Genomic DNA, 17,539 nt, shown 5'->3' with positions numbered 1-17,539 from the left:
CACCAGAATATGATTATATGTGATCTGCATGATACTTTACTTTAATGGCTTTGTATCTTCATAATTACAATCGATTGTTTTTTTATTGACAGTTCATTGCTTTGTTAAATTTTAATTGATATAATTGTTTATCCAATTGCAAAACCAACCTTTAATTTTATTGAAATCATGCCATTAAACAATGTAAACGGCAAGGCTAAAGCCGATAACACCTATGACGCTATAGTTATTGGCTCGGGTATTAGCGGCGGCTGGGCGGCTAAAGAATTAACCGAAAAAGGCCTCAAAACCATCATGCTGGAACGCGGACGGAATTTTGAGCATATCAAAGACTATAAAACGGCCAATAATAATCCCTGGGATATGCCGCACCGTGGCAGCCCTACACAGGCACAACGCAAGGTTAGACCCGTAATATCACGTGGCTGGGGTGCTTATGAACCAATTATGGATTATTGGGCCAATGAGCAAGATGCACCATATACCGAAGTTAAGCCATTTAATTGGTGGCGATCATACCAATTAGGCGGTCGCTCTATTTTGTGGGGCCGACAAAGCTACCGCTGGAGCGATCATGATTTTGAAGCAAACGCTAAAGATGGCTGGGCAATTGACTGGCCAATTCGTTATAAAGATCTGGCACCCTGGTATGATCATGTGGAGAAATTTGCAGGCGTAAGTGGCTCATTAGAAGGATTGGAGCAATTACCCGACGGGCATTACCTACCACCGATGGATATGAATTGGGTAGAAAAGGATGTAGCTGCCCGTCTTAAAAAGAATTATAACGGCACCCGGCATATGATCATCGGTCGTTCGGCCAATTTAACAGCAGCTATACCGGGCCGTACCAAATGCCAGTTCCGTAACCGTTGCTGGGAAGGCTGTCCTTTCGGCGGATATTTTAGCACGCAGTCTTCAACCTTACCGGCAGCTTTAGCTACCGGCAACCTAACCGTTAGACCGTACTCTATAGTTACTAAAATATTGTACGATAAGGATACTCAAAAAGCCACTGGTGTTGAAGTGCTTGATGCCGAAACCAACCAAACCTATGAGTATTACGCCAAGATTGTATTTCTGAACGCCTCGGCATTAAACAGTGCCTGGGTATTGATGAACTCGGCTACGGATGTTTGGCCCGATGGATTGGGTAGCAGCAGTGGCGAACTGGGGCATAACATTATGGATCATCACTACAACCTGGGCGCATCCGGTCAGGTAGATGGTTTTGAAGATAAATATTATTATGGCCGCAGGGCTAATGGTATCTATGTGGTAAGATTTGCTAATTTATTTGGCGACAAACGTGATTACTTGCGTGGTTTTGGCTACCAGGGCGGAGCGAGCCGTACAGGTTGGAGCCGGGAGATAGCGGAGTTAAATATCGGTGCGCAATATAAAGACGCCATAACAGAACCAGGAGGCTGGGAGATAGGCATTGGTGGTTTTGGTGAATTGCTGCCTTACCATGATAACAAAATCACCCTCGATAAAACCCGGAAGGACAAATGGGGGCTGCCTATTTTAGCCATGGATGCGATTATCAGGGATAACGAGCATAAAATGCGGATTGATATTGTAAAAGAAGCCAAAGAAATGCTGGAAAGTGCAGGTGTCAAAAATGTAAAAACGCACGATCGGGGCCACAATGTAGGTGATGGCATCCATGAAATGGGTACCGCCCGCATGGGACTTGATCCTAAAACATCCGTTTTAAACGCGCATAACCAGGTTTGGGATGCCAAAAATGTATTCTGTACCGATGGCGCAGCCATGGTTTCGTCAGCCTGCCAAAACCCATCATTAACCTATATGGCACTAACTGCCCGTGCGGCAGATTTTGCTGTTGGGGAGTTGAAGAAGGGGAATATATAGGAAGAGTAATGATAAAATGAACAAGGATAAAAAACAAATCCACCATTACACGTCATCCCGAATTTATTTCGGGATCCCACAAGCAAGGTTACTCATACAGAACGGCCATGCATGTGGGATGCTGAAACAAGTTCAGCATGACATAAAACAATACAACTATGAAAAAACTATTTTTTATTTGTTTGCTATTAAGCACTACGCTGCTTTATGCAAAATCAAAACCCAAAGTCTTGATCTTTTGTAAAACGGCAGGCTTTCATCATAACTCGATAGCAGTTGGTGTACCGGCCATTATGAAACTGGGACAGGAGAATAACTTTGACGTAGACAGCACCACTGATGCCAGAAAATTTACCACGACCAATTTAAAGCAATATGCCGCGGTAATATTTTTAAGTACTACCGGTAATGTGTTGGATGACACTCAGCAAACCGCCTTTGAACAATACATTAAAGCAGGAGGAGGTTTTGTAGGTGTACACGCGGCTACCGATACCGAGTATGACTGGGCATGGTATGGCAAGCTGGTAGGTGCCTATTTTAAAAGTCACCCCAAACAACAGGAAGCTACGCTGCATGTGGTCGACCGTAATTTTATAGCCACCAAACATCTACCCGAAACCTGGAAACGCTGGGATGAATGGTACAACTATAAATGGATAGCTGATGATTTGCACGTACTGATTAAAATAGACGAGAAAAGCTACACAGGCGGAGAAAATGGCGATAATCATCCCATGGCCTGGTATCATAGCTTTGATGGCGGCAGGGCATTTTATACCGAATTGGGCCACACCGATGAATCATATGCAGATCCTTTGTATCTGAAACACCTTTTGGGTGGCATACAATATGCAATTGGCAAGAAATAATATTATTTACCTAAACCTTATACAAACAGAAAAGCCGGTTTAAAACCGGCTTTTCTGTTTGTAATCATTTTGTTTTATGCATGCGCAATGGCATGTTTTAATGCCGCATTATGCTTATACCTGAATACGAATGGGAAGATAACGGCTATAACCAGGGCATAAGCCGCAAAGGTAAGCCAGATACCATGCCAGTTTTTACTGTGATCGGCATGGGTGAAGAATTTGTCTATGATGAACCCACTACCAATACTTCCAAAAAAGGCTCCGAATCCATTCACCATCATCATAAAAAGCCCCTGGGCACTAGCTCTTATTTCGGGGGTAGCTTGTGTTTCTACAAATAATGAACCCGAAATATTAAAGAAATCAAAGGCCATACCATACACAATGCAGGAGCCAATGATCATCCATAAACCACCGGCAGGATCGCCAAAGGCGAAAAGGCCAAAACGTAACACCCATGCAAGCATACTAAACAGCATAACGTATTTGATACCAAACCTGCGCAGAAAAAAAGGAATAGCCAGGATGAATAATGTTTCGGAAACCTGGGATATCGACATAATAATGGCAGGATACTTTACCGCTATGGTATCTTTATAAGCAGGCACGGTAGCAAAATCATGAATATAAGTATCACCATAAGCATTAGTAAGCTGTAAAGCAGCGCCTAACAGCAGTGAGAAGGCAAAAAATATAGTGAACTTTGGTACTTTGAATAAAGCAAAAGCTTTTAAACCCAGTGACTCTGCTAATGATTTATTGGCAACCTTACCTAAAAGCGGAGGGGCTTTTGGTAACGTAAATGAATAGATACCCAATGTAAGTGCCATAACCGATGCAATATAAAATTGATTGGCCGAGGTTTCATTATGGGTGAGGCTTACTGTCCACAAAGCAGCAATAAAACCGATAGTTCCCCAGATACGGATAGGAGGATAGTCTTTTACAATATCCTTATCACTTTTTTTTAAAGCCGAATAAGCCACGGTTATGGATAATGACAAGGTTGGCATATAAAAAACCATATTAAGCAGCATCACCCAAAAAAAAGTAAACGGATTGGTTACCAAGGGAAGGGAAAACAAGGTCATTGCCCCTAAAATATGCATTATACCATACAGTTTTTCGGCATTTACAAAGCGATCAGCAATGATACCCGTAAGGGCAGGCATAAAGATAGCCGAAATACCCATTGTTGAAAAAATAGCCCCAAAGTGCTCGCCAGACCAATGTTTATTTTGAAACCAGTATACGCCGATAGTAAGCAGCCATGAACCCCATATAAAATACTGCATAAAATTCATCACTATTAAGCGCAACTTAATATTCATACTACGACGGGTTTAAATAATAAAAATCAGTGTTAAATTAAAAATGGAAAGTAATAAATTGATTTCGGATTTCGGACGTTCGATTTCGGATTTATTTTAATATTTGATTTATAAAGTGGTGATTTCCTTATTCTATAAATTCAAAATAGAATATTTTCATTCAATAAATCCGAAATCGAACGTCCGAAACGGCGTAGCCTTCTTTAAGTGCCTTAAAAAGCAAACAAATACGAAAAATCCGAAATAAAGATCAGGATGCTTTACGCTTGTTCAATTCGTCGCGAATTTTTGCAGCCTTTTCATATGATTCTTCGGCAAGCGCTTCCTGTAACTTAGTTTTAAGCTCGTCAACACTTAATGATGAAAATCCACTTCCAACGGCTGTGCCTACAGATTTTTCTTCCTGGGTTTCGTTGATATTTTCGAGATAAACAAAATCATTGCCTTCAATTACAATACCAGCAGTAGATAAGATAAACTCGTAAGTAAAAATTGGGCAATCAAACCTTACAGCTACCGCAATGGCATCTGATGTACGGGCGTCGATCTCTACAGTACGTTTACCATCATTGCAGATCAATTTAGAGTAAAATATACCGTCGACCAGGTTATAAATGATAATCTCTTGTACTTCAATCTGGTAAGCTTGCGCAAAGCTCTTGAACAAATCGTGCGTAAGCGGACGGCTTGGGGTCATTTTCTCTATCTCGATAGCTATGGCCTGTGCTTCAAAGCTGCCGATAATGATAGGGAGCCGGCGGCGACCGCTTACCTCGCCTAAAACTAAAGCATAAGCTCCCGATTGTGTCTGACTGTACGATAACCCTACAATATCCAGCTTAATTTTTTTCATGTTATTACCCATCGCACCTAATAATTTATGCTGAAGCTTTATATTCTTTAACGGCCGCTATTAATTGAGGTACCACTTCAAACGCATCGCCAACAATACCGTAATCCGCCACTTTGAAAAAAGGAGCTTCCGGATCTTTGTTGATCACCACAATAACTTTTGAAGAACTGATACCTGCTAGGTGTTGAATAGCACCTGAAATTCCTATCGCAATATACAAATTTGGACTGACAGCTATTCCGGTTTGACCAACGTGTTCGCTGTGTGGGCGCCAACCGGCGTCTGACACTGGTTTAGAGCATGCTGTAGCAGCGCCGAGTAGTTCGGCCAGTTCTTCTACCATACCCCAGTTTTCAGGTCCTTTAAGGCCGCGTCCGGCAGAAACAACAATTTCTGCATCAGGCAGGGATATTTTATCGGTTGAACGTACAATCTCCTTGATTATCGCTCTAAAATCAGAATCTTTAGTTTCGGCAGCGAAATCTTCTACCTGGGCAGTACCGCCGGTTTCCACTACCTTATAGGAATTAGGTACCAAAGCGATAACCTTGTTGGCCGACGTTAATTCCACAATGGCAAATGCCTTGCCAGAGAATGCCGTTTTTTTGATGGTGAATTTACCACCATTTTGCTCCGGTAGCGCTACAGCACCATCGGCAACACCAGCTTGCAATTTTACGCCCAATCTTGGCGCTAAGCCACGGCCGGAGAAAGTATTGGATAATACCACAATATCGGCTCCCTGCTTTTTAGCAGCTTCGGCAATGATAGAGGCGTAAGCCTGGTTTACAAAGTTCTTGAGTTTATCGCCAGATACGTTCAGCACTTTTTCGGCGCCGTATTTACCTAAAGCGGCTAATTCATCTTTGCTGACATCGCCAATAGAAATGGCAACCAGATTGGTTTTATTTTGATCGGCAATGGCACGGGCATAGGTAACGGCTTCAAAGATTGACTTTTTGAATTTACCGCCGGCATTTTCCGCATATATTAAAACTGACATATGATGTGTTTCTTGGAATAGATTTAAATGAGTTAAATAACGCGCGCTTCGGTATGTAAAAGCTCCACCAATTTGGCGGTTTCATCAGCAGGTACCAGTTTTACTTGTCCGCGAGGCGCCGGTGTTTCATAGCTAAGCACTTCCGAATACGTTTTTACCTCCACCGGTTCAACAACAGCTAACGGTTTGGTGCGGGCCGACATAATACCCCGCATATTAGGTATTTTGGGCTCGGCAACACCCTCTGCTGTACCGGCCACAAAAGGGTAGGGAATAGTCAGGAGCTCTTTGCCGCCTTCAATTTCGCGTTCAACCGTAGCCTCCTTATCAGCAGCATCCAGTTTTTTAATGATAGATACAGAAGGCAGATCGAGCAACTCGCCGAGCATACCAGCTACTTTCGATCCATTGTAATCAATAGATTCGCGGCCGGTTAAAATAAGGTCGAACGGATTGGCTTTCACATACTCTGCTATCTGGTACGCTACATACCAGGCATCGTGAGGTTTGGCGTTAATACGTATCGCGTCTGTAGCGCCAATAGCCAGCGCTTTACGAATGGTAGCCTCTGTATTTACTTCACCAACATTGATAACCGTTACTTCCCCTTTACCGCCATCGGTTAACTCAATAGCACGCGAAAGCGCTATCTCATCATAAGGGTTTAGTATAAATTGAACACCATTTGTATTAAATTGGGTGTTATTATCAGTAAAGGTTATTTTTGTGGTGGTATCAGGAACATTACTTACACATACCAGGATCTTCATATCAATAGGTTTTTGCAAATTTAATTAAAAAAGATAGAGTTTAAAATGGAGTTGAGCAGATTGGATAAGCTATTAGAATTTATAAAGAATGAACCGGAGGACGAATTTTTAAAATATGCGCTCGCTACCGAATATCTACGTCTGAATCAGGCAGATAAGGCATTGACTTATTATGAGGATCTGGTGACAAATCATCCGGGATATGTGGGCACTTATTATCATTTAGGTAAACTATATGAGGCCCTGAACCGTAAACCGGATGCCATAACAACCTACGAAAACGGCATGACCATAGCCAAACAGAAGCGCGATAACCACGCATTTTCGGAATTACAGGCCGTTTACCGGCAGGCCAAAGGCATAGAAGAAGACGACGATGATTATTAAATAGTTCATAGATCATAGTTGATGGTTCATGGTCTTAGTACTATATCATTTACTTATCACTATGAACAATGAACCATCAACTATGAACTAACTAATTAATGAAAAACCGTCACCTTTTATTTCTTCGCGATGTATTGATCTATACGTTTACGGCTTTTGGCGGCCCACAGGCGCATATAGCCGTTTTACTGCGGGAATTTGTGGAGAAGAGACACTATATTACCGAGGATGAACTGATGGAGCTTAATGCGCTGTCGCAAGTGTTACCAGGGCCATCATCAACCCAAACACTGGTGGGGATAGCCTGGAAAGTAGGGGGACTAAGGTTAGCCCTTATTACCTTCCTGATATGGATATTACCTTCGGCTGCTATCATGGCCATGGCTGCAATTAGCTATAAAATATTTGCTAACCATGCTCAATTTGCCCACATCATTAGCTATATACAGCCTATGGCGGTAGGTATAGTGGCCTATGCTACTTACAGCTTTGCTCACAGGTTCCTAAAAACGCGTGTAAGTACCATGCTGGCAATCGCATCGTTTATAGCCACCCTTATTCTGCAAAATGCCTATGCCTTTCCTCTTTTGGTTTTATTAGGGGGCATCATATCATCAGCCTTGGAAACACAGCCTCAGGAAAACGAATTGCGTGTTAAGTTATACGCCAATGTAAATCCAAATAAAGTGGCTTATTTTATCGGTATATTATTACTATTTGCAGTTTTGGGGGCTATTATTAACCAAACGTCACCATTTAGCTTACCTATTCGCTTATTTGAGAATTTTTACCGTAATGGTATATTAATATTTGGTGGCGGGCAGGTAATGGTGCCACTGATGTATACGGAGTTTGTAGAGGTTAAACACTATCTCAGTAATTCGGAGTTCCTTTCTGGCTATGCCTTGCAACAGGCTCTTCCCGGGCCTACATTTTCCTTTACTTCATTTTTAGGGGGTATTACTTTAGGCAATAAAGGATACGGCATTGGCGGGCAGATCATTGGCAGTATCGTAGCGGTTATCGGCGTAAATACCCCTGGTCTTATTCTAATCCTGTTTATCGTACCATTTTGGGAAGATCTCAAAAAAATAACCCGTATCAAAAACTCATTAAGCGGGATCAGCGCAGTAGCCGTAGGTTTTATGGCCACAGCTTTTATCTTACTGGTACGACCGTTTGGTGGCAACTGGATAGCTTATGGCCTTATGGCTGGCACTTTTTTACTGCTACACTTTACCAAAATAAAAACCCCGGTAATTATCATCATCGGGGTGTTGCTGGGGATATTTTTTTAGCCCCCTAGCCCCCTGAAGGGGGAACTTCTGAAGATCTTACGTTTTATTTATATAAAACAAAGCCCAATTTTTTTAAGAATTGGGCTTTGTTTTATGATATCTGTAATTAGCATATCCAAAGTTCCCCCTTCAGGGGGCTAGGGGGCTAAAACGGTGGTTCATCATCAATATCATCCATTCGTGATGGGCGGATAATAAAGTTGCTTTGTTTTTCAAAATCCTGTGATGGTGCCAGACCTGAGAATGCACTGCCGGCAGCAGGAGGGAAGCCGTCCATGCTCTCTTCCAGGTTGGCAAATTTCACGTATTTACCTACGAATTTCAATCGTACAGTACCAGTTTCACCATTACGGTGTTTGGCTATAATTACTTCACCCACGTTATTGGTTGGGTTACCATCTTCGTCTTCTGTTAAACCATAGTATTCCGGGCGGTATAAGAATAATACCATATCCGCATCCTGCTCAATAGAGCCAGACTCACGCAAATCCGATAGCATTGGTCTTTTGGAGTTACCCGGCCTGGTTTCAACCGCACGGCTTAATTGCGACAGGGCAATCACCGGCACGTTCAATTCTTTTGCTACCGATTTTAAAGCTCTTGATATACTACCAATTTCCTGCTCACGGTTACCACCACCAGCTTTGCCTTCACCTTTACCATGCATCAACTGTAAGTAGTCAATAATGATAAGCTGGATATCGTGCTGTGATTTTAAACGGCGACATTTGGCCCTGAATTCAAATATATTCAATGCAGGAGTATCATCGATAATCAGGGTAGCCTGCTCCAGGCGACCAATTTTGGAGTGAATCTGCTGCCATTCCCATTCTTCCAGAGTTCCTTTACGGATTTTTTCCTGCTCAATTTCGGTTTCACCGGATATTAAACGGTTAACCAACTGAACAGAGGACATCTCGAGTGAGAAAACAACAACCGGTTTATCAAAATCAACTGCGGCATTACGGGCACAACTCAGTACGAAAGCCGTTTTACCCATCGCAGGACGGGCAGCAATAATAACCAAATCTGATTTTTGCCAGCCTGAAGTCATCCGGTCAAGCGCTGTAAAGCCTGATGCTACACCGGTCAAACCGTCTTTTTTATCTTTAAGTGCTTCTATATCTCTTAAAGCCTCATGCACCAGATCATCCATTTTACGCGCATCGCGTCTTAAGTTATTCTGCGCTATTTCGAAAAGATTTTTCTCGGCTCTGTCTAGCAAGTCCAATACATCAGATGTGTCTTCATAAGCACTTTGAATAACATCTGTAGATATGCGGATCAGCTCACGCTGGATGTATTTTTGAATGATGATGCGGGCGTGAAATTCAATATTTGCGGCCGAGGCTACACGACTGGTTAATTCGGTAATGTAATAGGCGCCGCCAATCATTTCCAGTTCGCCAAGTTTACGTAGTTCGGCAGTAACTGTAAGAATATCAACCGGAGAAGATTTTTCAAACAGTTGTTTTATGGCCGAAAATATTTTCTGATGATTGTCCCGATAAAAAACCTCAGGGTTTAAAATATCGATAACCGATGAAAGGGCATCTTTTTCCAACATCAGCGCCCCTAAAACAGCCTCTTCCAAATCAGTAGCCTGGGGCGGAAGTTTCCCCAGTCCGCTATACGGTGTCGGGGTAGTGATTCGGCTCCGGCGATCGTTAGTGTTCGGCTTGCTCGGTAGGTTATCGTTCTCAAAATTCATAAGGCGACAAAAATATACAAAAAATGTTTTTGCGGAGCTACATTTCAATCAACATAGTGTATCGAGATTTTAAAACAATCATATCCAGCGTTATAATTTTAAGCTTTTTAATAAACACACCTATGTTGATAACTTACTAATAAAATATCACTCACCCTGATTTTCAAACATTTAAACCTATGTTAATAAAGTTTTATAATGTTAACTATTATCGCCCCATACTTTTAAAAAACCGAAAAGGGTTATCAGTTCAATAAGTGCTTAATCAATTAATATAGCTACTTTTGCAGAAAAACAGATCATTACAAATGGCATTTAATTCAAGACCTCAGCGGGAAAGCAACCAAATGGTTTTTGGTATCAGGGCGATCATGGAGGCTATCACTTCGGGCAAAGAAATTGAAGCATTATATATTCAGAGAGGAGCTGCTGGTGGCCTATCGCACGAGCTAAAGGCTTTGCTTACAGAATATAACATTACCGCACAGCAGGTGCCTGTTGAAAAACTAAACCGCCTTACTCCTAAAAATCATCAGGGGGCCGTGGCTTTTATTTCGCCTATAACCTATCAAAAAATCGAAAATATTATCCCGGAAGTATTTGAAAAAGGGGAGGTGCCGCTGATACTTGTTTTAGATTCTATTACCGATGTACGTAATATGGGCGCTATTGCCCGTACTGCCGAGTGTGCAGGTGTACACGCTATTGTTATCCCGGCAAAAGGCTCGGCACAAATTAACCCTGATGCTATTAAAACCTCTGCCGGTGCTTTATATAAAATACCGGTTTGCCGCCACGATAATTTTATGCAAACAGTAAGATTTTTACAGGAATCAGGCTTGCAGCTGGTTTGCTGTACCGAAAAAACAAAAGAAGATATTTACTCGCCCGATTATACCGCCCCAACAGCCATTATTATGGGATCGGAAGAAGACGGTATCCGTAACGAGATTATTCGCATATCAGATCATCTGGCCAAGATCCCGATGTTCGGTGAGATCGAATCCCTTAACGTATCCGTATCAACCGGCGTGATATTGTACGAGGCTATAAGACAGAGATCCGCCCAGCCCTCTAAAGGGGAAGTCTCTTGATGTGCTTGAATTCTCTCTAACTCATACATAAAAAACAAAGCCTAGTTTATTTCTAAACTGGGCTTTGTTTTTTTAAATAAGATTTTCAAAAGCTCCCCTTTAGGGGGTTGGGGGCTAAATATACTTGGCCCCGAATTTAGCTTTTACATCAGCCACTACTTGTTTTACATTTTGTTCCTGATCTCGCGGACAGATCAGCAACGTGTTGTTGGATTCTACCACGATAAAATCATGCAAACCCTGCAGTATCACCAATTTCTCGCCCGGTACATTCACCATACAGTTCGAGGAATCATACATGATCACCTTTTCTGACGGGATCACCACGTTGCCTACATAATCTTTCTCGGCCAGATCATAGATCGAAGCCCAGGTACCCAGGTCGCTCCAGCCAAAAGCCGATGGCAGCACATACACGTTATCTGCCTTTTCCATGATCCCGTAATCGATCGAGATATTGATGCATTGCTGATAGGCTTTATGTACATAGCTCTTTTCTTCTTCGGTATTATACACCGGTCGTGCTTCGGCAAAGATCTCATGCATCTCGGGTAAATGACGACCGAAAGCCTTAACAATGGCCTTGGCCGACCATACAAAGATGCCCGCGTTCCATAAAAAATCACCGCTCTGGATAAAGGTTTTGGCTATCTCCAGCGTGGGTTTCTCGGTAAATGTTTTTACCTTATGAAAATCATGGTCAATAGCCTGGTCGGTATACTGGATATAGCCATAGCCTGTATCGGGTCTGGATGGTTTGATGCCCAGGGTAATTAAACTATCGGTTGATGCTGCTGTTTGCAGTGATTTCTCGATGGCAGTCACAAAGGCTTCCTCATCCAGGATCTGCTGATCTGATGGCGCTACCACGATAACTGCCTCCGGGTTCAGGTTTTCGATCTTGAAGCAGCCATAAGCCACACAAGGCGCTGTATTACGCATTACCGGCTCTGTCAGGATCTGGCTATCGGCCATATCCGGCAGCTGCTGTTTTACCAGTTTGGTGTAATTCTCATTGGTTACTACATAAATGTTTTCTTTGGGGCATATTTTCAGAAAACGCTCGTAAGTGTTTTGGATCAGCGTTTTGCCTGTTCCCAGGATATCTATAAATTGTTTGGGATGCGATGAACGGCTTATTGGCCAGAAACGGCTCCCGATGCCGCCTGCCATGATGATCGCATAATTGTTTTTATTCATGTGGTAAAAAGAGTTTTTATTTGGCGTAGCCAGCGCAAAAGTGTACAATAATCTGTTAAATATGTATGAAATAAAACTAAATAATTGGATAGCTAAATTGTCCGCAATTTAAATGCGCTAAATGAACAAATTGTTTTTCATTTAATAATCATATTTGTATAAAATTTAAAAGTAAATCCATCGTTTATTCATTAAATTTTGTTACTTTAAACTTTTAAATACAATTCAAGAGCACGTTAAACAATGATAGAAACTAAGAGGTCGCTATTTGATAATCTCCAGAATTTTTTCGGATTCGACAACTTTAAGGGGGAGCAGGAAGCGATTATAACTAACATACTGGCGGGTAATGATACCTTTGTGATTATGCCTACCGGTGGTGGCAAATCCATGTGTTACCAGTTGCCGGCACTTATGAGCGAAGGCACTGCTATAGTAATTTCACCACTCATAGCCCTGATGAAAAATCAGGTAGATCAGTTAAGGGCTTTTGGAGGTTCAGACAGTATAGCTCACTTTTTAAACTCATCACTTACCAAATCAGATATAGGCCGGGTTAAGGAAGACGTTCTGGCCGGAAAAACCAAACTTTTATACGTTGCTCCCGAATCACTAACCAAACAGGAGAACATCGATTTCTTAAAACTCAATCATGTGTCATTTGTAGCAGTTGACGAGGCGCACTGTATATCTGAATGGGGGCATGATTTCAGACCTGAGTATCGCAAAATACGCCAGGTAATCAGTAATATCGGTGAAAACATTCCAATCATCGCTTTAACAGCCACAGCTACCCCAAAAGTTCAGCAGGATATACAGAAAAACCTGCAAATGAACAATGCCACGGTATATAAATCGTCATTTAACCGGTCTAACCTGTTTTATGAAGTTCGTGCCAAACGCAATGTGATCAAAGAAATCGTAAAGTTTGTAAAGCAGAACCAGGGCAAATCGGGTATCATCTATTGCCTTAGCCGTAAAAAGGTGGAAGAAGTTGCAGAAGCGCTTAACCTGAATGGTGTTAGAGCTTTACCATATCATGCCGGCCTGGATCCCAAAGTACGTGCCGATACACAAGACAAATTCCTGATGGAAGATGTAGAAGTAATTGTAGCTACGATTGCCTTTGGTATGGGTATTGACAAACCGGATGTGCGTTATGTGATACACCATGATGTGCCCAAAAGCATGGAAGGTTATTACCAGGAAACCGGCAGAGCTGGTCGCGATGGTGGCGAAGGGGTTTGTGTTGCCTTTTATTCTGAAAAAGACATTGATAAGCTTCAGAAATTCATGAAGGATAAGCCGGTTTCTGAACGGGAAATTGGCACCCAGATATTAAAAGAGGTAATTGATTATTGCGAATCATCCGTATGCCGTCGTAAACAACTGCTGCATTATTTTGGTGAAAACTTCAATGAGGCAGGCTGCAATAACATGTGCGATAATTGCTGCGGTCATAAAGAACATTTTGATGGCGAGGAGCATTTACACAAGGCCTTAAGCCTGATCAGACATATTGGTGAAAAATTTGACGATCAGCATATCATCAGCATATTGATGGGAGTAGAAAATGCTCAAATCAAAAATTATGAACATGATGCGCTTGATTATTATGGATCGGGCAAGGAGCAGGGTGAAAACCTTTGGAACTCGCTGTTAAGGCAGGCTTTGCTTAATAATTATCTTTCTAAAGATATTGACCAGTATGGTTTACTCCGGTTAACCAAAACAGGCAATAGTTTTATCGACAACCCGCACAGCGTTCGCTTTATCCTGAATAAGATGATGGAAGCTACGGATGATGATGATGATGCAGACGGCCCTAAACAAGGCGGGGGTGCATTAGATACCCAGTTATTGCAAATGCTGAAAGAGCTGCGTAAAAAACTGGCCAAACAAAAGGGTTTACCTCCATTTGTGATATTCCAGGATCCATCATTAGAGGAGATGTGTACGCATTACCCAATCACTACCGAGGAGCTGAAACAGATTTCGGGAGTAGGCGCGGGCAAGGCGCTGAAGTTTGGTAAACCTTTTACCGATCTGATACAAAAGTACGTGGAGGATAATGATATCGACCGTCCGGTTGATATGGTGATCAAGAGCGCAGCTAATAAATCGGCACTTAAGGTTTTTATTATTCAAAACATTGATCGCCATTTGAACCTGGATGACATAGCAGCCTCCAAAGGGCTTACCTACGAAGAGATATTGAAGGAGGTGGAAACTATAGTGAACTCAGGTACAAAACTTAACCTGAACTACTATATTGACGAAGTTATAGACGAAGATAAACAGGAAGAAGTATTTGATTACTTCCGCACCGCCGAAGTTGATTCTATTGATGATGCTTTAGCCGAACTAGGAGGCGATGATTATACCCGCGAAGAGGTACAATTAATGCGCATCAAGTTTATATCCGAAATGGGGAATTAAAAACATCCAAAATAAAAAAAGCTTTTAGTGTGTTGCTAAAAGCTTTTTTTATTTTACACCACAGCGGAAATTAATTAGAGATCAGTTATAATTAATTTCTTTTCATTTGGAAATGATCTTAAACTCTGTACGGCGGTTTTTTGCTCTATTGTCGTCAGTATCATTAGGTGCAATTGGCTGGGTTTTGCCATAGCCTTTGTAAACCAGGCGGGTAGCTGCAATGCCATTAGTAATTAAATATTGATATACCGATTTGGCCCGGTTTTCGGAAAGGGTTTGATTGATCTGATCGGGCCCAACATCATCTGTATGGCCAGATATTTCAATATGTACCGCGGGGTTTACGGTTAAAAATTCAATCAGTTTCATCAACTCAGCCTTTGATTCTGATTCCAGGTCGAATTTATTGGTATCGAAAAAAATATTCTTCAGGATCACTTTATTGCCCACATCAATAGGGGATAGGGAAACAGAAATATTAAACGGATTCTTTGCTTGATATCCTATCAACGAAAAGTTTTCTGAATAAAACATATAACCACTCTTGGAGATATTTAAGCCGTAATTTTTACCGGACGTAATAGTAGCCAAAAAGCTGCCTTCATCATCACTGCTATAATCCTGGTAAACCGGCTGATTGCTTTGCAGATCTATGATCTCCACGGCTGCCTCCAGTGGATGATTACTCTTTGCATCATGTACATTACCTTTTACATAAGTTACCACATGCGGCCTTACATTGACGGGCAGCTCAAAAGTATAAATATCATACCCGCCATAACCGTTGAGGTTATCTGATGCAAAAAAAGCAATATTGCCGTTTGCCGTTAAGGTTAGTCCGTTTTCATCACCATTGGAGTTAATAGGGTAACCCAGATTTTCGGGTTTTTGCCATTTACCATCCTTACCTAACCGACTCACAAAAAGATCTTTATTGCCCAAGCCAGGCCATCCGTTGGAACTAAAATAAAGCGTACTGTCATCAGCATGAATAAAAGGGGATTGCTCATTATAAGCCGTATTAATATTGGGTCCAAGATTTTCTGCAGGTCCCCAGCCCTTATTGCTCAAGGTTGATTTCCATATGTCATAGCCGCCGTAGCCACCAGCACGGTTACTTACAAAATAAAGCGTGCGCCCATCTGCACTAATGGATGGTTGCGATTCCCATCCAGAGGTGTTGACCGGTGGACTCAGGTCAACAGGTTTACCCCAATCGTCACCTTTTTTTTGAGCAATGTAAATATCGCACCTGCCCAACCCATCGGGGCGGTTACAACCTGTAAAAAACAAATACTTACCGTCCTGCGAAATAGACTGCGCCCCTTCGTTATATTGTGCTGTATTGATCTGATCGCTCAGATAAGTGGCTGTTTGCCACTTCCCATTGATGTTGGCACTTTTATAAAAATCTTCGTTATTGTTAATTTTTCGGGTAAATATCAATAAGGCCTGATCGGCGGTGGCAACCGGCAGATATTCGTCATTAGCGGTATTTATTTCGGGGCCTATGTTCACGGGTTTAAATGCTACCGGATGCTGTATAGCCTGAATACTGAACTTGGCATCAGCAATAAGTTTTTGTGCGTATAGTTTATTGGCTGGTGTGATATCGGGATAAGTTAAATATTTCTCCAGATGCTGTTGAGCCTGAGTGTATTTTGCTTCAGTTATTTCAGCTTCTCCAATTTTAAGATATACAGAGCGGTTAAAATCAGGATTGAGCACAATAACCTTCAAGTATTCCTCAATGGCTTGCTTATATAAATGTCTTAACCGGAACACGTCGGCAAGCTGTGCGTGGGCTTCTACAAATTTCTGATCTTCATTTATAGCCTTTTGAAGATTGGCAATTGCCTCATCATATAAATGGTCATCGAGATTTTGATTGGCAGCCGCAAAATATTTTATAGCTTCCTTTTTGGTGGTAGTATATTGGTTTTGCTGAGCTAAAGCAATAACAGGAAGAAAAATTGATAAAATCAGGATGATTACAATCTTCATCTGTTTTGATACGATAAATGTTACCGTAAGTTACAAATATTAAGGAATATTCAAATATTTATGCGTTTGCAACGATATTTCCCATTGCGGGTTGTTCATCACATAATCAACAATAAGTGGGGTCATTTCTTTTGATTTTGACCATTCGGGCTGTAGATATAACTTACAATCGGGCGATACCATTTTGGCGTGATACTCGGCCCATTCAAAATCCGATTTATTAAACACAATTACTTTTAGTTCGTGGGCACTTTCGGCCACGTGTGGCATAGGTGCCTTGAATTTTTTTGGTGAAAGACAGATCCAGTCCCAATCGCCCGAAAGCGGATAGGCCCCTGACGTTTCTATAAAGGTTTTGATACCCTTTTCATGTAAATGACTGGTCAGATAATCCAAATTGTAAATCAAGGGCTCTCCGCCGGTAACCACAACAGCTTTTGAGGGATGAACAGAGGCATTGGCCACTATCTGATCGGCAGCCGTCAACGGATGCAATTCGGCATCCCAACTCTCTTTAACATCGCACCAATGGCAGCCTACATCACAACCGCCCAGCCGTATAAAATAAGCCGCTTTACCTGTGTTGTATCCTTCGCCTTGTATCGTATAAAACTCCTCCATCAAGGGGAGCAGCGTGCCATCGTCTGGAATCTGGTGTGCCATAATTTTTGCAAAGTTACCTATTTTATACCGAAA

14 protein-coding genes are annotated in these 17,539 nt (G+C 41.9%); 6 read left to right on the top strand and 8 right to left on the bottom strand.

Annotation, left to right across the window (positions count from 1 at the left end; genetic code table 11):
- Window positions 1-168 precede the first annotated feature (168 nt).
- Window positions 169-1,878: a GMC oxidoreductase gene (locus tag G7092_RS04630; RefSeq protein WP_166086670.1), complete on the top strand. Its 1,710-nt coding sequence runs from the start codon at window positions 169-171 to the stop codon at window positions 1,876-1,878.
- Between the two features lie 158 nt (window positions 1,879-2,036).
- Window positions 2,037-2,750, top strand: coding sequence for a ThuA domain-containing protein (locus G7092_RS04625; RefSeq protein ID WP_166086668.1), 714 nt, complete (start codon window positions 2,037-2,039; stop codon window positions 2,748-2,750).
- A 74-nt stretch (window positions 2,751-2,824) separates the two neighbouring features.
- Here the strand turns inward: G7092_RS04625 and G7092_RS04620 are convergent, their stop codons facing one another.
- The 4 genes from G7092_RS04620 to G7092_RS04605 form a co-directional block, all read right to left on the bottom strand.
- The gene (locus G7092_RS04620; protein ID WP_166086666.1) at window positions 2,825-4,084 is read right to left on the bottom strand and encodes a nucleoside permease; all 1,260 of its coding nucleotides are present in this window, start codon (window positions 4,082-4,084) and stop codon (window positions 2,825-2,827) included.
- Between the two features lie 250 nt (window positions 4,085-4,334).
- On the bottom strand, window positions 4,335-4,937 hold the full coding sequence (locus G7092_RS04615; RefSeq protein WP_166086664.1) for a bifunctional nuclease family protein: 603 nt from the start codon (window positions 4,935-4,937) through the stop codon (window positions 4,335-4,337).
- 25 nt (window positions 4,938-4,962) lie between these two features.
- Window positions 4,963-5,940 carry an electron transfer flavoprotein subunit alpha/FixB family protein gene (locus G7092_RS04610; protein ID WP_166086661.1) on the bottom strand — a complete coding sequence of 326 codons (978 nt, stop codon included), beginning with the start codon at window positions 5,938-5,940 and terminating at the stop codon, window positions 4,963-4,965.
- Window positions 5,941-5,972: 32 nt separating this feature from the next.
- Entirely contained in the window at window positions 5,973-6,710 is a 738-nt protein-coding gene (locus G7092_RS04605; protein ID WP_166090889.1) for an electron transfer flavoprotein subunit beta/FixA family protein, read from the bottom strand.
- A 45-nt stretch (window positions 6,711-6,755) separates the two neighbouring features.
- Here G7092_RS04605 and G7092_RS04600 point away from each other — a divergent pair, with 45 nt between their 5' ends.
- Together G7092_RS04600 and chrA are read left to right on the top strand one after the other, a co-directional pair.
- On the top strand, window positions 6,756-7,097 hold the full coding sequence (locus G7092_RS04600) for a tetratricopeptide repeat protein (RefSeq protein WP_090467754.1): 342 nt from the start codon (window positions 6,756-6,758) through the stop codon (window positions 7,095-7,097).
- Between the two features lie 98 nt (window positions 7,098-7,195).
- Window positions 7,196-8,395 (top strand): chromate efflux transporter, encoded by a 1,200-nt coding sequence (gene chrA / locus G7092_RS04595; protein WP_166086659.1) that lies wholly within the window; start codon window positions 7,196-7,198, stop codon window positions 8,393-8,395.
- Window positions 8,396-8,540: 145 nt separating this feature from the next.
- Here chrA and dnaB read toward each other — a convergent pair whose 3' ends face one another.
- Window positions 8,541-10,106, bottom strand: coding sequence for a replicative DNA helicase (dnaB, locus tag G7092_RS04590; protein ID WP_166086657.1), 1,566 nt, complete (start codon window positions 10,104-10,106; stop codon window positions 8,541-8,543).
- A 308-nt stretch (window positions 10,107-10,414) separates the two neighbouring features.
- Between dnaB and rlmB the strand changes: the two genes are divergently transcribed.
- Window positions 10,415-11,200 (top strand): 23S rRNA (guanosine(2251)-2'-O)-methyltransferase RlmB, encoded by a 786-nt coding sequence (gene rlmB, locus G7092_RS04585; protein ID WP_166086655.1) that lies wholly within the window; start codon window positions 10,415-10,417, stop codon window positions 11,198-11,200.
- Between the two features lie 114 nt (window positions 11,201-11,314).
- Here rlmB and G7092_RS04580 read toward each other — a convergent pair whose 3' ends face one another.
- On the bottom strand, window positions 11,315-12,400 hold the full coding sequence (locus tag G7092_RS04580) for a mannose-1-phosphate guanylyltransferase (RefSeq protein ID WP_166086653.1): 1,086 nt from the start codon (window positions 12,398-12,400) through the stop codon (window positions 11,315-11,317).
- A 243-nt stretch (window positions 12,401-12,643) separates the two neighbouring features.
- On the opposite strand from G7092_RS04580, the gene recQ reads away from it, so the two are divergent.
- Complete coding sequence (gene recQ / locus G7092_RS04575; protein WP_202985217.1) at window positions 12,644-14,839, top strand: DNA helicase RecQ; 2,196 nt, start codon at window positions 12,644-12,646, stop codon at window positions 14,837-14,839.
- A gap of 102 nt (window positions 14,840-14,941) precedes the next feature.
- Here the strand turns inward: recQ and G7092_RS04570 are convergent, their stop codons facing one another.
- Together G7092_RS04570 and G7092_RS04565 are read right to left on the bottom strand one after the other, a co-directional pair.
- Window positions 14,942-16,843 (bottom strand): OmpA family protein, encoded by a 1,902-nt coding sequence (locus G7092_RS04570; RefSeq protein WP_166086651.1) that lies wholly within the window; start codon window positions 16,841-16,843, stop codon window positions 14,942-14,944.
- Window positions 16,844-16,882: 39 nt separating this feature from the next.
- Complete coding sequence (locus tag G7092_RS04565) at window positions 16,883-17,506, bottom strand: 7-carboxy-7-deazaguanine synthase QueE (RefSeq protein ID WP_166086649.1); 624 nt, start codon at window positions 17,504-17,506, stop codon at window positions 16,883-16,885.
- Window positions 17,507-17,539 lie beyond the last annotated feature (33 nt).

Origin of the sequence: Mucilaginibacter inviolabilis, assembly GCF_011089895.1 — a bacterium.
GTDB lineage: Bacteria > Bacteroidota > Bacteroidia > Sphingobacteriales > Sphingobacteriaceae > Mucilaginibacter > Mucilaginibacter inviolabilis.
The sequence above is the reverse complement of the archived record's forward strand: the minus strand, read 5'-3'. Positions and strand labels throughout refer to the sequence as shown.

Bases quoted from the DNA above. Each gene is read 5' to 3' on its own strand.
- G7092_RS04630 (WP_166086670.1), top strand. From the start codon at position 169: ATGCCATTAAACAATGTAAACGGCAAGGCTAAAGCCGATAACACCTAT.
- G7092_RS04625 (WP_166086668.1), top strand. From the start codon at position 2,037: ATGAAAAAACTATTTTTTATTTGTTTGCTATTAAGCACTACGCTGCTT.
- G7092_RS04620 (WP_166086666.1), bottom strand. From the start codon at position 4,084: ATGAATATTAAGTTGCGCTTAATAGTGATGAATTTTATGCAGTATTTT.
- G7092_RS04615 (WP_166086664.1), bottom strand. From the start codon at position 4,937: ATGAAAAAAATTAAGCTGGATATTGTAGGGTTATCGTACAGTCAGACA.
- G7092_RS04610 (WP_166086661.1), bottom strand. From the start codon at position 5,940: ATGTCAGTTTTAATATATGCGGAAAATGCCGGCGGTAAATTCAAAAAG.
- G7092_RS04605 (WP_166090889.1), bottom strand. From the start codon at position 6,710: ATGAAGATCCTGGTATGTGTAAGTAATGTTCCTGATACCACCACAAAA.
- G7092_RS04600 (WP_090467754.1), top strand. From the start codon at position 6,756: ATGGAGTTGAGCAGATTGGATAAGCTATTAGAATTTATAAAGAATGAA.
- chrA (WP_166086659.1), top strand. From the start codon at position 7,196: ATGAAAAACCGTCACCTTTTATTTCTTCGCGATGTATTGATCTATACG.
- dnaB (WP_166086657.1), bottom strand. From the start codon at position 10,106: ATGAATTTTGAGAACGATAACCTACCGAGCAAGCCGAACACTAACGAT.
- rlmB (WP_166086655.1), top strand. From the start codon at position 10,415: ATGGCATTTAATTCAAGACCTCAGCGGGAAAGCAACCAAATGGTTTTT.
- G7092_RS04580 (WP_166086653.1), bottom strand. From the start codon at position 12,400: ATGAATAAAAACAATTATGCGATCATCATGGCAGGCGGCATCGGGAGC.
- recQ (WP_202985217.1), top strand. From the start codon at position 12,644: ATGATAGAAACTAAGAGGTCGCTATTTGATAATCTCCAGAATTTTTTC.
- G7092_RS04570 (WP_166086651.1), bottom strand. From the start codon at position 16,843: ATGAAGATTGTAATCATCCTGATTTTATCAATTTTTCTTCCTGTTATT.
- G7092_RS04565 (WP_166086649.1), bottom strand. From the start codon at position 17,506: ATGGCACACCAGATTCCAGACGATGGCACGCTGCTCCCCTTGATGGAG.